The organism is Roseobacter sp. S87 (genome assembly GCF_055693285.1).
Map to the genome: position 1 here is coordinate 2,874,211 of NZ_JBVFTR010000004.1, position 15,271 is coordinate 2,889,481.

The window sequence follows — 15,271 nt, forward strand, 5'->3', positions numbered from 1 at the left end:
GATCTGCAGGCCAAAAAAGTTCGTTTGTAAATGTGTCACTTTCCGCCTGATCTCAAGGGAAACCGAGAAATTTTGTCGGTTTTTCCGTCAAAACCGCAGAACAAAGCATGACTCGCCCGAAAACCTGCGGTCTGAGGGGTATCAACGGCCCATATCGCTGGCGCTTTTCAGTCTGCTGACCGGAGCGCCGCCTCGCGGATCTGGCTCAGGGTGCGACCCGGCGTGAGCGCTTCTGCCGCGACCTGCAGGTCGAGTACGGCCCCCGTTTGTGAGGCCATCGCCCGTTCAAAAGCAGCTTCGAATTCAGCCGTGCTCTGAACGGTCTCAGCATGAAATCCGTAGGAAGCCGCGAGTGCTGCAAAGTCCGGGTTTTCCAGCGTGGTGCCCGATACCCGCTCTGGGAAATGGGCTTCCTGGTGCATGCGGATTGTCCCGTAGACCCCGTTGTTAAGGATCAGGATAATCGGTTGTGCACCCGCCTGAGCTGCGGTGCCCAGTTCCTGGCAGGTCATCTGGAAATCCCCGTCTCCGGCAAAACAGACCACAGTGCGCAACGGATCAGCGACCCTGGCTGCGATCGCTGCCGGAACGCCAAATCCCATCGCCCCCGACTGTGGCGCCAGAAGCCTCTGGTCCGGACCATAGAGGAAGAATTTGCCCGGCCAGGACGCAAAATTGCCAGCCCCGTTGGTCAGGATCGCATCGTCAGGCAGACGGTCGCGCAGATGCGCCATGATGCTGACCATATCAACCGGGCCCGGTTGCGCCGGAGCATCCAGCGTTGCCTCAAAACCTTTCCGGGCCCGCGACCGCCATGCGCTGTCTGATCGTTCGCGGATGACACCGGCAAGCGCCGTACAGAAATTGTTCGGTCCGGAATGCACAGCAATATCAGGAACATAGACCTTACCTAACTCTCCGTCCGACGTGTGCACATGGAACAGAGACTGCGCCGGATATGGTACGTCCAGCAGCTCATAAGCGCCGGTCGTCATCTCTCCCATGCGCACGTTGATGGCCAGAACAGCGTCGCTGGCCCGGATCAAAGCCTGCGTCGTCGGGTGCATCCCGACACCGGCCTCACCGGCATAATGCGGGCTGTGATTGTCCATCAGATCGTTGAACCGGAACGCGGTTACGACAGGGACATCTGACGCCTCTGCCAGACGTTGCAACGCAGCGCGGCCGTCGTCGTTCCAGCCCTGCCCACCTGCAATGATCAGCGGACGTTCCGCCTGTTCCAGCCGAGCCGCAATTTCAGCGACCGCATCCTGTGACGGGGCGGGCTCCGGTATCGCGACTGGTTTTCTGAGAGGCGGAATATCGGAGACGGCCGACAGAACATCTTCGGGCAGTGCTACGACGACAGGGCCGGGTCTGCCGGAAAGCGCAACGCTCCATGCCCGCGCGACATATTCCGGAATACGGGTCACATCGGGAATTTCCGTGGCCCATTTCGCAACGGTTCCGAAAAATGCTCTGTAGTCGATCTCCTGAAACGCCTCACGGTCTTTCATATCCGCGCCGACCTGTCCGATGAAGAGCAGCATCGGCACACTGTCCTGCATTGCAGTGTGAACACCGATCGACGCGTTGGTCGCTCCGGGTCCCCGCGTGACGAAACAGATACCGGGCTGGCCGGTCAGTTTTCCGTATGCGGCCGCCATAAAGGCCGCACCGCCTTCCTGACGGCACAGGGTGAAATCGAAAACACCTGCGGTATCGTGCATGGCGTCCAGTGCGGCCAGATAGCTTTCACCGGGCACACCAAAACTGTGCCGGGCCCCGAGCGCCACCAGGGATCTCGATCAAAACCTGTCCGCCGTGCCGTTGTGTCATGTGAGAATACCCGTTCGTGCCTGCCGCGTTCCGCTGGCGACTTAACCATCCGCACGCGGGAGCGTCGAGACCAAATCCGGATGGCCCGGCCATCTGATCATCGGGGCGAGCACCCTAGAGCGCCAGATCTTCCAGCATCTGCTCTCTGGTGTAGGTCGCTTTTTCCGCCCGCCGGCGGACACGACCGCCTTCAATCATGACGAAACGATCACCGAGGTCATAGGCAAAGTCCGCGTTCTGTTCGACCAGTACAATGGCCATATCGCCCCTGTCCCGCAGAAGACGCAGACAGGCACCGATCTGCTGGATAACGTTTGGCTGAATGCCTTCTGTCGGCTCATCCAGCAGCAGAACTTCGGGCCGGGTGATCAATGCTCTTGCGATGGCGAGCTGCTGTTGCTGCCCCCCGGAAAGGTCCCCGCCACGCCGGGCGCGCATGTCGCTGAGAACAGGAAACAGATCGAAAATATCATCCCCGATTGTGCGGCTGTCTTTTGGCAGCAGGGCAAACCCGGTTTCCAGATTTTCCATCACGGTCATCATCGGGAAAATCTCTCGGCCCTGCGGTACATAGGCGATACCGGCGCGGGCGGAACGCACGGCACTGCCTGACCCGACCTGTTTACCGGCAACCCCGACTTCGCCCGCCGAATATGGGTGCCGCCCCGCCAGTGCTTTGAGCAGACTGGTTTTGCCGACACCGTTGTTGCCCATCACGGCGGTGATCTGCCCGGTCGGCGCATCAAGGCTCATGTCATAAAGTATCTGGCTCTGACCGTAGTGCAGACTGAGGCTACTGACTTCAAGCATTGGACCGCCCCAGATAAACGTCGATCACGGCAGGATTGGATGTCACATGGTCAAGACTGCCCTCAGCCAGAACCGATCCTTCGTGCAACACAGTCACCTTGCAGTTGAGACGTCGCACAAACTCCATATCGTGCTCGACCACCACAACGGCACAGGTCTCCGCCGCCCGTCTCAGGATGTCAGTGGTTTTCTCGCGCTCTTCTACTGTCATCCCCGCGGCCGGCTCATCCACCAGCAAAAGGCGCGGGTCCTGTGCGAGCAGCATCCCGATCTCAAGCCACTGCTTCTGTCCGTGGCTGAGTTCTCCGGCCACACGGGTCAGCTCATCGGCAAGGCCGGTTTCTTCGGCAATCCGTTCTATCCGCTCACCATTGCGCGCTGTGCGCTTGTGCATGAGGACGGCAAAGGGCCCGCGCGGATTTTTCAGCGCCATTGCCAGGTTCTGACGCACGGTCTGTGCCTCGAACACTGTTGGTTTCTGAAATTTGCGACCGATGCCTTCCATGGCTATATCGCTTTCGGACATGCCAAGCAGCGAGATGTTTTTCTCGCCCCAGATCACCCTGCCTTCATCGGGGCGGGTCTTGCCGGTGACAATGTCCATGAAGGTCGTTTTGCCCGCGCCGTTGGGCCCGATAATGGCACGCAGGCCAGTCTCGGGAAATTGTACGGACAGATTATTAATGGCGCGAAATCCGTCGAAACTGACCGTCAGGCCGGAGACTTCAAGCAGTGTAGAGTTCATGGCTTTCTCACCAGATAATCAAACAGGCCACCAATGCCGCGCGGGAAAAAGAGCGTGACAGCGACAAAGGACAGGCCCAGCAGCACCAGCCACCAGTCGGTCCACTGGATGGTGTAAAAGCCCAGGTTGATGGCGGGTGCGCCGCCTCCTGTGAACCAGCTGGAAAGCAATGAAACAAAGGCAGCACCGATCACCGCGCCATATAGCCGCCCGCGCCCCCCGATCGCCACCCAGACCGCCAGATAGATTGAGGCGATGGGCGCAATTTCACCCGGGTTGATGATCCCGGCCTGCGGGTAATAAAGAGCCCCGGCAATGCCAGAGACGACCGCTGTTATGGTGAAAATGAAAAGCTTGTAGCTCTCAACCCGGTAACCGAGAAACCGCACGCGGGCCTCGTTGTCGCGGATGCCCTTGATCACGCTTCCCATCTTTCCCGAAACGGCCCAGGCAAAGAAAACGTATCCTGCCGCCAGGGCCAGTGCAGACGCCCAGAAAAAGACAAGCGATACAGCCGACTGCGGTGCTGTCTCAAAACCGGGGATGTTCTGCAGACCCGACAAGCCGTTATTTCCACGCAGTCCGGAGTCGTTCTGGAACAGATAGAGCGACAATGCGAGCGTCATCGCCTGGGTCAGGATCGACAGATAGACACCGGTCACCCGCGACCGGAACGCCAGCCATCCGAACACGAGGGCCAGCAGCCCGGGCACAAGCACAACCATCAGCAGCTGCAGGTACAGATTATCCGCAAAGGCCCAGATTGCCGGAAATTCGGAACTGCCCACCACGCCGAAAATCTGATTGCCGATGGCATCCGTGATTTCCTGTGGGGTCGGCGGGATGACCTGGGTGCTCAGGCTTTCCAGAACGATGGTTTCCGTGCGCGCATACATAAGCCACATCCCGATCGCATAGCCACCGATCCCGAAGAACGCAAAATGCCCCAGACTGAGGATACCGCAGTAGCCCCAGACCACATCCATTGCGATGGCAATCAGGCAAAGGCACAGCGTTTTGCCGAGGGTTTTGATGAAAGACGTCGGGATGAAGCCGGTACCGGCCCATTCCGACAGCATCGTGACCACCAGCGTGAAGAGACCAAGTGCGGCCAGGAACCAGAGAACAGACGGGTTTTCTGCGATGAATGTTCTGCGCATGATATCAGTCCGCTGCTGCCCGCCCTTTGAGGGCGACAATACCCCTGGGCCGGAACTGGATGAACAGGATGATGAAGAGAATCATGTAAGTCTGGGCGGCCAGCGTATTCGACGGGTTCAGCCATTCGATCCCCTTTTGCAGGAACCCGATCATGGATGCCCCGGCCAGGGTGCCCCAGACATTTCCAACCCCGCCGACAACAACCGTCATGAAGGACTGAACGATATAGTCGGCGCCCATTTCGGATGTGACCTTGGCATAGAGGCCAATGGCGACGCCCGCGATGCCCGCGATACCGGAGCCGAGGCCAAAGGTGAGCATATTGATACGGTCAGGGCTAATCCCCATGCTTGCCGCCATGCCGGGGTTCTGGGTGACGGCGCGCACCTCCAGACCCAGACGGGTGCGTTTGAGGATGAACAGGATCAGAGCCAGGAACAGCAGCGCCAGAACAAAAATCGCAATGCGGATGTAGCTGATCTGGATGACATCAGACATCACCCAGGCACCGTCCAGCCAGGCGGGCGAGGTCAGCGGCCGCGCCTGGGTGCCAAAGATATTTTTGGCCAGCTGCTGCAGCGCGATGGAAATACCGAAAGTCGCCAGAAGTGTTTCGAGCGGCCTGTGATAGAGGTGGCGGATCACCAGACGTTCCATGGTCACGCCCGCGCCGAAAGTTATCGCAAAGGCCAGGGGCAGCGCGATGATGATGGACAGCGTATAGTCCGGCACAAACAGCTGAACGACATAACCAGTATAGGCGCCCATCATGATGAATTCGCCATGCGCCATGTTGATGACACCCATGACGCCGAAAGTGATCGCGAGCCCGATGGCCGCCAGAAAGTAGATTGATGCCAGCGACAAGGCGTCGAGCCCGAGATCTGCCGCCTGTTCCCATGCGACACGCTGCGTGACGGACGCGAGCGCTTCTTCGGCGGCGGCGGTTACTGCCGGGTCTTTCTCGTCATAGGCGTCAAAAAAGACATGCGCGGCCAGTGCGGCGTCCCGGTCAGCGATGGTCACGAGAGGCGGCACCAGACCATCAGCCGCCAGTTGCGCATAAGCTGTTTGCCTGATCTCCGGATCATTCAGCCGGGCCACGGGAACGCCGCCCGATGATCCGCCGGCTACATTCTGCTCCAGTGCGGTTCGGATCTCCGCATCGGTTACGACCGGCGGTGCGAGACCCTCTGCAGTGAGAACGCCATAGAAGGTGTCGGGATCGGCGGAAGCATCTGTGATCCGGGCAATATTGGCATCGGGCAGTTCTGCTGCCACGCCCTCACGGGTGCTCAGGATGCGGTTCAGGACACTGCGCGCCTCGACACTGGTGTCTTTGGAAAGTGAGCTGATCGCAGCGACACGCTCGTCGGTTGTTTCTGCAAACTGCGCTGAAAGGAAGCTGACCAGCTGTTGCTTCCGTGCCAGCAGCGCGGGGTCTGTCTCGCCCTCAAGCGATGCCCGCAGCGGCGCGAGCTGTGCTGCCTCCGGGCGCCGGGAGATCGCCTCAAGCGCGCTCCTGCGGCGGTCCGGATCGGGGTCCGAAAGCTGAAACTGGACAAGGGCAGTGCCAATAACGCGGCGCACGCCGCCATTTGGTTTTATCTGGCTGTACCCTTCTTTGCCGGCCGATGAGGCCTGCCCTGTGTCCACATCGCGGACTTCCAGGCCATCACCGTCCGGCGACCCAAAGACAAAGTCACCATCCGGCGCGCGCCAGACGTTTTTAGCGGCCCATTCCTCAAGGAATGCCGGAACCTGCGGCAGGCCCGACGCCACCAGATCATCCAGAAGCACCCCGACGCTGCGGCGCGACGGCTTGGCAACTTCGTCGGCGTGGATCTGCAGGATGTCCTGCAGCTCGCCTGCCTGAACCTGCGGCAAGGCACCACAAAGGAATGCTATGGCAAGAAGAAATCGGCGCACAGTTCGGGTCTTTCGGGAATTTTTGGAAAACAGAGTTCTGAGTGGCAGGGCGGTTCACTACCGCCCTGCCGGACTTCACGGTCAGTAGTTAGAGGTCAGCTGCACACAGGTTTTGGTCTCTGTGTTGTACATGCCGCAGCCCAATTCCTTCCAGTCAGACGTCAGAACCTTGGACGCTGGCAGGAAGTCGGTCCAGGCGTCGCCGGGGACCTCTGCCGTCTTGGAGATGATGTCGAACTGGCCGTCTGCGGTGATTTCACCGATCAGCACCGGTTTAGCGAGGTGGTGGTTTGGCAGCATGACCGCAGTACCACCCGTCAGGTTCGGGAATTCCTGACCGTACATTGCGGTCCGCACGGCGTCGACATCCGTGGTACCGGCGGCCGTCGCGGCGTTCACCCACATGTTGAAACCGATGTAATGCGCTTCCATCGGGTCGTTGGTCACACGGTCAGCGCCGGCAAACTCTTTCCACGCGTCAATGAATTCGGCATTTGCATCTGTTTCCGCGGACTGGAAGTAGTTCCACGCGGCCAGGTGGCCCACCAGGTTCGACGTATCGAGGCCGGACAGTTCCTCCTCACCCACAGAGAAGGCCACAACCGGGATGTCGTCTGCGGAGACACCAGCAGCCGCCAGCTCTTTGTAGAAACCGATGTTTGCGTCGCCGTTGATTGTCGAAATCACGCCGACCTGCTTACCGTCTTCACCCAGCGCGACGACGTCCGCGACGATTGTCGCCCAGTCGGAGTGGCCAAAGGGTGTGTAGTTAACAAAGATATCGTCAGACGCGATACCGTTGTCCTGCAGGTACTGCTCGAGAATATTGTTTGTCGTGCGCGGGTAAACGTAGTCCGTCCCCAGCAGGGCAAACTTCTCAACGCCCAGCTCTTCTAGGAAGTAGTCAACCGCGGGGATCGCCTGCTGGTTGGGTGCAGCACCGGTGTAGAACACGTTGCGCGAGCTTTCCTCGCCTTCGTACTGCACCGGATAGAAGAGCAGACCGTTAAGCTCTTCAATCACCGGCAGTACAGATTTGCGCGACACAGACGTCCAGTTGCCAAAGATCACATCGACTTCATGCACCGTCAGCAGTTCGCGGGCTTTCTCGGCAAAGAGCGGCCAGTCAGATGCCGGGTCAACAACGACCGCTTCGATCTCGCAGCCCAGAACACCACCGGCGGCGTTCTGCTTTTCGATCAGCATGAGCATGGTGTCTTTGAGCGTCGTCTCGGAGATCGCCATCGTCCCCGAGAGAGAGTGCAGCACACCGACCTTGACCGGATCCGCACATTCGGCAGCCGCAAGACCAGTGGACGCAAGCACTGCGGCCGTAACATAGGAAGAAAATTTCAGTGAGTGAGCCATCTGGAAAACAGTCCCTGTAAGAGCTGCGCCCGGGAACAGACTTCAGGCTATTGTCCCCGTTCCAACTGGTGTAGTCAGAACCCGCAGCAGTTATGTTGCAGTCGCGCGGTGGTCAGCATCTGCCAGGATCGTCCATCGCGCGGCATCTCAGCGCCCCGAAGAGCGCCGTCAGTTGGACTCAGGCGTCGTGGGTTTGCCACCATTTGCATCAGAGATTTGGCGAAGCGCCCGGTTTTGCTGATTTCCGCGCCGTTTTTGGATGCAACTGCCTAATTCTTAAACAAATCGGAACTCGGCTGCGCATACACGCCGTTCAAAAAAGCGATCGGTTCGGCATTTCAGTCGCGTGGGGAGACCGCCTCAAAGGCGGGCGGCAACAGCTGCTGTCGCCTTGGATACCGCGTGGGCTGTCAGCTGAAAATCCTCATCGGTCAGAGCGAGCGAGGGATATAGTTTGCCGGGGCTCTTAAAGACCCCGTGTTCCCGCAGAACCTCATTGTAGACCCGGTTCATGTCCGGATCATCATGTCGTGCGGAGCGGTAATCGCGGCAGGGCTTTTCGGTAAACCAGATATCAAACAGCGTCTCGTCCCCACAGATCGTGTGCGGAATCCCAGCGTCGGTCAGAGCCTCCGACTGCATCTTCTGCAAAGCGCCGCCGGATGTGCGCAGCTTTTCATAGGTCCCGTTCCGGCGCAGCACTTCCATGGTTTTCAGACCAGCTGCGGCAGCAACCGGGTTTCCGGATAGCGTGCCCAGCTGCATCAGCCAGCCCTCTTCGCCAACAGCAGACTTGTCAAAATGGCGCATAATGTCCGCGCTCGCGCCGATTGCCGCAAGGGGAAAGCCACCACCAGTTATTTTGCCCAGCGTGCAGATATCAGGAGTGACACCATATCGTTCCTGTGCACCGCCATATGCGAGCCGGAAACCGGTGACGATTTCATCAAAGATCAGCAGCACACCATGCGTGTCGCAGAGTTCGCGTAAGCCGGACAGAAAACCCGGTTCAGCCGGTATGATCCGCTGCAGCGGTTCCGCGATTATTGCAGCAATGTCGTCGTACTCGCGGAGCAGCTCGGCCACTACCTCCAGATCATTGAAGGGCGCGATCAGCATCTGATCTGCGACGCCCTGTGGGATACCCGCACTGTCGGGCACCGCCGTCGGGAAATTCACCTGACGTGACGGCGCAAGGCTCATCTGCGCCTCTGCACTCATACCGTGATAGCCGCCCTCGAACTTCAGAATTCTGTCACGCCCGGTAAAGGCCCGTGCCAGCCGGATCGCGTACATGTCGGCTTCGCCGCCGGATGCCACGAAACGCACATGTTCACAGCAGGGCATCGCATCGCAGATCGCTTCGGCCAGTTCGATGCTTTTTGCGTTTCCGGCAAAGAACGTCATCCCGAGCGGGAGTTGCTCAAGAACGGCTTCCATCACTTCGGGATGCCCATGCCCCAGCAGCATCGGACCGGATCCGATGAGATAGTCAACGTATTCGCGGCCATCTTCATCCCAGACACGGCTGCCATTGCCCCGCGCAATGACAATACCCGGATCAAAGTTGCCCAGTCCCGCTGCAGGAAGCACATGCCGTGCCCGCTCGATCCATTCTTTCTGGCTGTGCAGTCGGTTCATCAGAGGGTCACTCCAGTATCAGGTCAGGTTCGCCCAGAACAGCAGCATCCGGGGTAATCCCCAGGCCCGGTCCGGTTGGCGGCACAATCCGGCCATTGCTACGTGTCGGGCAGTCTGGTGCGATGCGTGGTGCGACATAACCGGACAGATCGCAAACATTGAGCAGGCGGGCGGGATCAGTGGCGGCCCCGAGATGCAGCAGAGCCGCTGTCGCAATGTCACTGCCCCAGGTGTCCTCGACACACATCCGGGCGCCGAGGTGCAGACACAGATCCCGCGCGCGCCGGGTTGCCGACAGCCCGCCGAATTTTGACAGCTTGAGAGCCGCCGCATCCATGACGCCGGATGTTGCCGCGTCCAGCAGGCTTTCAGTGTCATGCACGGTCTCGTCCATTTTCATCGCCAGTCCGGTGGCCGAACGCACCGCAGCACATTCCCGGATCGTGGCACAGGGCTGTTCCAGCATCACGTCAAGATGCGCAACGGCCCGCCCTACCCGTGTTGCGTCCAGTTGCGTCGCACCACAGTTCCAGTCGCCATATACCAGCGGCCCGGGGCCCACGGCTTCCCGCACTTTCACAAGCCGCTCGATGTCAGCCTCAATGCTCGCATCCGCACCGAGTTTCACCTGAAACTGCGTGATCCCGTCCGCCTGTGCCTCCAGCGCAATGCGCGCCATTTCATCCGGCGCGATACAGGTGATGGAGTGATAGAGCGGCATGTCCTTCTGCCGCCGCCCGCCAAGCAGTGCAAAAAGCGGGAGCCCGGCGATTTTGCCGGTGATATCCCACAGGGCAATATCCAGGGCAGACTTTGCATAAACATGCCCTGCCAGCCAGGCATCTGCACGGGCCATCAGAGCTTCGGGACCCGTCGGATCCGCCCCGATCAGGACCGGGGCCAGCTCTCGCAGCGCAGGGCCAACGCCGCCGGCATATGCCGGAAGATAGTGCGGGATCGGGCAGACCTCGCCCCATCCACGCAAACCGCTGTCGGTATCGACGGCCAGCACTACGCTATCGACCGTGTCGCACGTCTTACCTGAGGCCATATAATAAGTTTCATGGCTGGTCAGCGGTACCGTCCAGAGTGTCAGCCGGCGGATTTTCATTTGTACACTGCGACCGGGTCGCCCAGCGCATCTTCGTTCGGGTGTACACCCAGACCGGGTGTTTCCGGCAGGGTGAGATGCCCCTCGATGTTCCGTGGCCCCCTGCCACCTGCTATGTCAGCCGTGATCATGTCCTGACAGGCCCAGACGCCAAGACAGTTGTGATCCGGAACCGTAGCCGCCAGATGCAGTGCTTCGGTGTCGGCCAGGACGGAACCGCCGGTTGCCATGACGAACATGTCAATACCGTGCGCCAGAGCGATGTCCCGCATGCGCGCGGCGCGGGTCAGACCGCCCACCCTGTTGAGTTTGATGCCGAAAACCTCAGCCAGACCGTCCCGGGCAATCCGCGCCGCGTCCTGAAGCGTGACGAGACTTTCATCAACGCTGACCGGGCAGGCATGCCGGTGGCTCAGCGCTGCAATATCATCGAGGGTTTCGCAGGGTTGCTCGACCATGACCTGCAGATCTTCGGTCGCCCGCATGACGCGCAGGGCATCGCTGCGGGTCCATCCCCGGTTTACATCGTAAAGAACCGTTTCACCCGGCCGCCGGATGCTTTCCACATCGCGGATACGGGCAATGTCGCGGGTGACATCACCGCCGATCTTGACGGAATGGGCAACATATCCGCGCGCACGGTACCTTTCGATCACGTCGCGGGTTTCCTCAATCGTCTTGGCCCCAACCGACGAGGCAATGGCCCGGGGCGTGCGTGAACCGCCTCCCATCAGGTCCGCAATCGGCACACCTGCAGCCTGGCCCGCAATGTCCCAGCAGGCCATATCCAGCGGCGACTTGGCATAAAGGTGCCCGGGCAGGGCAAGATCCATTGCCCGTTCAACGTCCAGCACGCGCCGCGGATCAAGCCGCATGACAAAGGGTGCCATCGTTTCGATCCCCGCGCGGATGCCGGGACCATGCGCCGGCACATAGGTATGCCCCCGGGGCGTGCCCTCTCCCCATCCGGAAATCCCGGCATCGGTATCGATCCGGACAAGTGTGGCATCCAGCACCTCGAATTTCAGGCGACCACCGGACAGCCAGTACGGGTGCTCGAGTGGCAGGTCGACCTGCCACACAGTGATGCCGGTGATCTTCAAGGGCACACCACTATGTTGCCGGTCAGCTTTTTGCTGATAAAGGCTGTCTGCGCCTCACGCAGTTCCTCCAGCGGATAAACTGCTGCCAGAACGGGTCGCACAGATCCGTCTTCGATGTATTTCGCGAGACGCTGCATGACCCCGACCGGAATAACTGTGGACCCTGTAAAAGTGAGATCGCGCAGATAGAGTGTCCGCAGATCTAGCTCGACGAGAGGCCCGGCGATCGCGCCCGAACAGGTGTAACGCCCGCCCCGTTGCAGAACATCGACCAGCGACGGCCATTGCGTGCCTCCGACCACATCGGCCACCACAGTGACCTTTTCACCCCCCAGTGCAGCCTGCAGATCGTCAGGCGCACGCGGCAGGATCAGATCCGGACCGAACGCTGCCACATCCGCGTGTTTCGCCTCAGATGCCATCGCGATGACCCGCGCACCGCGCAGTTTTGCAAGCTGCAGCAGGGCACCGCCAACACCCCCCGATGCACCGGGTATGAGCACCGTATCCTGATCGGTGACACCAGCGCGGGTCAGCATCCCCTCTGCGGTGGAATATGAGCAGCTGAAGGTGGCAAGTTCCGCGTCGGAGTATTCGGACTTCACCGGCACGGCATTGGTGGCAGGCATCGTCGTATATTCGGCAAATCCACCATCTCGCTCCGATCCGTAGTAACCGGTTTTGTCTTTGTTCTCCGGGTCTGCAGGGTCGCGCAGCCAGTTATCCGAGATGATGCGTTCCCCCACCCGGGACGGATCAACGCCCGACCCAACTGCAACAACCTCACCGCAGACATCAGCACCCTGAATGCGTGGAAAGGTCAGCGGCCTGCCACCCCATGTGGGGTCCTCGCCATCAACCTCTGAATATCCCTCGCCGGACGTTGCTGTGCTCACGGCCTTCGAGTACCAGCCGGTGCGCGTGTTGACGTCTGTGTTGTTGAGCCCGCAGGCCCGTACGCGAACAAGAACCTCTCCGGAAGCGGGGTCCGGCCGGGGCCAGTCAGTGTGCAGCACCAGCTGTTCCAGTCCGCCGTGGCCCATCGTCACAACAGCGCGCATCGTATCCGGCAAGCTCATTCCGCTGCTTCCTCAATTCTGGCATCTGCGCGCGGGCGCAGGCTTTCCGGGTCATAAGCAGGCGCGCCCAGAACGGTCGCAGGGCGTGCCTCGCCCGCAATCACAACTTCAAGCGCCGTACCCGGCGCAGCTGCCTCCGGACGCAGGTAGGCAAAGGCGAGAATGCGCCCAACCGAGTGGCCATAAGCGACGGATGCGGCCGACCCCACAACCTCCCCGTTCAGCAGAACGGCCTCGCCGCCGTGACCGTCATTTACGCCATCCGGTTCGATGGACAGGCTTGCGCAGATCCAGCGCAGGTTGTCCTGTCCGGCCAGCGTCGCCTCTTTGCCCAGGAATTCTTTGTCATCACGCACAAACCGCATGACATCAGCCTCTGGCAGGGTCACCTCATTGGTGAGCTCACCCGCACCTTTGAACCCCTTTTCCATGCGCATGACGTTCATGGCAAACGAGCCGTAGTCGCAGATACCAGATGGCGCGCCGGCGGTGCGCAGCGCGAGATAAACGTCAAGACAGGCCTCACGGGGCATATGAAGCTCCCAGCCCAGTTCGCCGGCATAAGACATGCGGATGGCCTGGACCTGGTGGCCTGCAATGCTGATCTCCTGCGCTGACAGCCACCGGAAGGAAGCATTGTCCAATGGTGCATCTGTGCAGGCCGAAAGCACATCGCGTGACAATGGTCCGTTCAGCGAAAGGGCGCACCAGGCTTCAGACAGCGTGGTGACGCTGACGTCATCGCCTGCTCTGTTCTGTTCCAGATGGTCCAGAAGGCGCTGTTCAAAAAACGCAGCGCAGACAAGGTAGAACCGGTCATCGGACTGACGCACAATTGTCGTTTCCAGTTCAATCCGTCCCCGGCGGTTAAGCATGTGGGTAAGCGTCACCGAACCGGTTTTCTGCGGCATCCTGTTGGCCGTCAGGCGATCCAGCAAAGCGTAGGCATCAGGTCCGGACACCAACACCTTTGTGAATGCCGAGACATCCATGATCCCGACCGCCTCCCGAACGGTTCGGACCTCTGCGCCGACAATGTCATGCACCGCATTGCGCCGGAATGAGTAATGATCGTTCTGCGCCACCCCGTCGCGTGCGAACCAGCGCGGCCGCTCGAAGCCGTAAACTTCTTCATAGACTGCCCCGCGGAGTTTCAGCTCCTCATAGAGCGGTGACGGCTTGAGCGGTCTGCCTTCTGTCCTGTTGTAGTGCGGAAATGGGATTTCGTGCCGCAGACAGTAATCCTCGTGCGCCTTGACCACCTGCCAGTCCTTTGTCGCGTAGGCACCAAACCGGCGCGGGTCATAGTCGCGCATCGAGATATCAGCCGCGCCATGTACCATCCAGCGCGCCAGTTCGCGGGTCAGGCCGGGGCCCCAGCCGATTCCGATCTGTGTGCCGCAACAACACCAGTAGTTGCGCACACCCGGCGCCGGGCCGATCAGCGGGTTACCATCCGGCGGATGCGAGATCGCACCATGGACCTCGCGGGTTATCCCCAGGTCCGCCAGCACGGGCATCCGGTTGAGGCTCTCCTCCAGCCACGGCATCACCCGGTCATAGTCAGCATCAAACAGCCAGTTCTCGTAGTCCCACGGGCATTCATCGTGCCAGACAGAGTTCGGGTTTTCCTTTTCGTAGATGCCGATCAGGCCGCGTTTCTGCTCCATGCGAATATAGCCAGAGACCTTCCTGTCATCGCGGATGACAGGCAGCTCCTTATCCAGCGCTTCAAATTCCGGCACTGGTTCAGTCACAAAGTAGTGGTGCGTCATGGACGTCATCGGCAGCTGCAGACCGGACCATTCGCCCATCTGCCGGGCATAGGTTCCGCCAGCGTTCACCACATGCTCGCACAGGATACTGCTCTTTTCGGTTTCGACCAGCCATTCCCCGCCAGCCGTCCGGGTGATGTTTGTCGCGCGGCACTGGCGGATAATCCGCGCGCCCAACTGCCGGGCTCCGGCAGCCATCGCCATCGTTACATTCGTTGGGTCTACGTGCCCGTCGTCCGGGGTATGCAATGCACCCAGAACGCCCTCCAGATTGTAAAATGGGTGCAGTTCGGCGACGCGGTCAGCGCCCACCAGTTCAATATTAAACCCCAGTGACCGGCCAACGGACAGCGTGTGTCGCAGCCAGTCCATCTCGTCGTGGGTATAGGCAAGCCGGAAGGATCCGCACCCGTGCCACGTCACTGCCTGCCCCGTTTCGCGCTCCAGCGCACCGGCGTAGAGGCCGATGTTGTAGTCGACACATTTCCCAAGGCCGAAAGAACTGGTGGAATGGGTAATCTGGCCAGCCGCGTGCCAGGTGCTGCCGCTGGTCAGTTCCGCCTTTTCCAGCAGCACCACGTCTGTCCAGCCCTCGTGCGCCAGGTGATAGGCCAGACCACATCCCATCACGCCGCCACCTACGATGACAACCTTTGCCTGGGTCGGAAAGCTCTTCTCGGTCATCTTGTGCCCCGGTGTTCAGAAATCTC

Annotated in this window: 11 protein-coding genes; all 11 read right to left on the bottom strand. The window is 60.1% G+C overall.

Going from position 1 to position 15,271, the window contains the following annotated elements; all coding sequences use genetic code 11:
* Positions 1-167: 167 nt before the first annotated feature.
* The 11 genes from ACZ1HA_RS15070 to ACZ1HA_RS15120 all read right to left on the bottom strand — a co-directional run bounded on the left by ACZ1HA_RS15070 (position 168) and on the right by ACZ1HA_RS15120 (position 15,245).
* Complete coding sequence (locus ACZ1HA_RS15070) at positions 168-1,796, bottom strand: thiamine pyrophosphate-dependent enzyme (protein WP_472714458.1); 1,629 nt, start codon at positions 1,794-1,796, stop codon at positions 168-170.
* A 157-nt stretch (positions 1,797-1,953) separates the two neighbouring features.
* On the bottom strand, positions 1,954-2,649 hold the full coding sequence (gene urtE, locus ACZ1HA_RS15075) for an urea ABC transporter ATP-binding subunit UrtE (RefSeq protein WP_472714459.1): 696 nt from the start codon (positions 2,647-2,649) through the stop codon (positions 1,954-1,956).
* Positions 2,642-3,394, bottom strand: coding sequence for an urea ABC transporter ATP-binding protein UrtD (gene urtD / locus ACZ1HA_RS15080; protein ID WP_375229797.1), 753 nt, complete (start codon positions 3,392-3,394; stop codon positions 2,642-2,644). Before urtD ends, urtE begins: the two co-directional genes overlap by 8 nt.
* Complete coding sequence (gene urtC, locus ACZ1HA_RS15085; protein WP_472714460.1) at positions 3,391-4,554, bottom strand: urea ABC transporter permease subunit UrtC; 1,164 nt, start codon at positions 4,552-4,554, stop codon at positions 3,391-3,393. Before urtC ends, urtD begins: the two co-directional genes overlap by 4 nt.
* Positions 4,555-4,558: 4 nt before the next feature.
* Complete coding sequence (urtB, locus tag ACZ1HA_RS15090; RefSeq protein ID WP_472714461.1) at positions 4,559-6,484, bottom strand: urea ABC transporter permease subunit UrtB; 1,926 nt, start codon at positions 6,482-6,484, stop codon at positions 4,559-4,561.
* A gap of 81 nt (positions 6,485-6,565) precedes the next feature.
* Positions 6,566-7,852: an urea ABC transporter substrate-binding protein gene (gene urtA / locus ACZ1HA_RS15095; RefSeq protein ID WP_472714462.1), complete on the bottom strand. Its 1,287-nt coding sequence runs from the start codon at positions 7,850-7,852 to the stop codon at positions 6,566-6,568.
* A 360-nt stretch (positions 7,853-8,212) separates the two neighbouring features.
* Complete coding sequence (locus tag ACZ1HA_RS15100; RefSeq protein ID WP_472714463.1) at positions 8,213-9,493, bottom strand: aspartate aminotransferase family protein; 1,281 nt, start codon at positions 9,491-9,493, stop codon at positions 8,213-8,215.
* Between the two features lie 7 nt (positions 9,494-9,500).
* Positions 9,501-10,604, bottom strand: a complete 1,104-nt coding sequence (locus ACZ1HA_RS15105; RefSeq protein WP_472714464.1) for a mandelate racemase/muconate lactonizing enzyme family protein — start codon at positions 10,602-10,604, stop codon at positions 9,501-9,503.
* Entirely contained in the window at positions 10,601-11,713 is a 1,113-nt protein-coding gene (locus ACZ1HA_RS15110) for a mandelate racemase/muconate lactonizing enzyme family protein (RefSeq protein WP_472714465.1), read from the bottom strand. The genes ACZ1HA_RS15105 and ACZ1HA_RS15110 overlap by 4 nt, the downstream gene beginning before the upstream one ends.
* Positions 11,704-12,786, bottom strand: a complete 1,083-nt coding sequence (locus ACZ1HA_RS15115) for an alcohol dehydrogenase family protein (protein ID WP_472714466.1) — start codon at positions 12,784-12,786, stop codon at positions 11,704-11,706. The genes ACZ1HA_RS15110 and ACZ1HA_RS15115 overlap by 10 nt, the downstream gene beginning before the upstream one ends.
* Positions 12,783-15,245, bottom strand: a complete 2,463-nt coding sequence (locus tag ACZ1HA_RS15120; protein WP_472714467.1) for an FAD-dependent oxidoreductase — start codon at positions 15,243-15,245, stop codon at positions 12,783-12,785. Before ACZ1HA_RS15120 ends, ACZ1HA_RS15115 begins: the two co-directional genes overlap by 4 nt.
* Positions 15,246-15,271: the final 26 nt, after the last annotated feature.

Excerpts from the sequence above, each read along its gene's own strand:
- urtD (WP_375229797.1), bottom strand. The coding sequence starts at position 3,394 with ATGAACTCTACACTGCTTGAAGTCTCCGGCCTGACGGTCAGTTTCGAC.
- urtE (WP_472714459.1), bottom strand. The coding sequence starts at position 2,649 with ATGCTTGAAGTCAGTAGCCTCAGTCTGCACTACGGTCAGAGCCAGATA.
- ACZ1HA_RS15115 (WP_472714466.1), bottom strand. The coding sequence starts at position 12,786 with ATGAGCTTGCCGGATACGATGCGCGCTGTTGTGACGATGGGCCACGGC.
- ACZ1HA_RS15100 (WP_472714463.1), bottom strand. The coding sequence starts at position 9,493 with ATGAACCGACTGCACAGCCAGAAAGAATGGATCGAGCGGGCACGGCAT.
- ACZ1HA_RS15120 (WP_472714467.1), bottom strand. The coding sequence starts at position 15,245 with ATGACCGAGAAGAGCTTTCCGACCCAGGCAAAGGTTGTCATCGTAGGT.
- urtA (WP_472714462.1), bottom strand. The coding sequence starts at position 7,852 with ATGGCTCACTCACTGAAATTTTCTTCCTATGTTACGGCCGCAGTGCTT.
- urtC (WP_472714460.1), bottom strand. The coding sequence starts at position 4,554 with ATGCGCAGAACATTCATCGCAGAAAACCCGTCTGTTCTCTGGTTCCTG.
- ACZ1HA_RS15105 (WP_472714464.1), bottom strand. The coding sequence starts at position 10,604 with ATGAAAATCCGCCGGCTGACACTCTGGACGGTACCGCTGACCAGCCAT.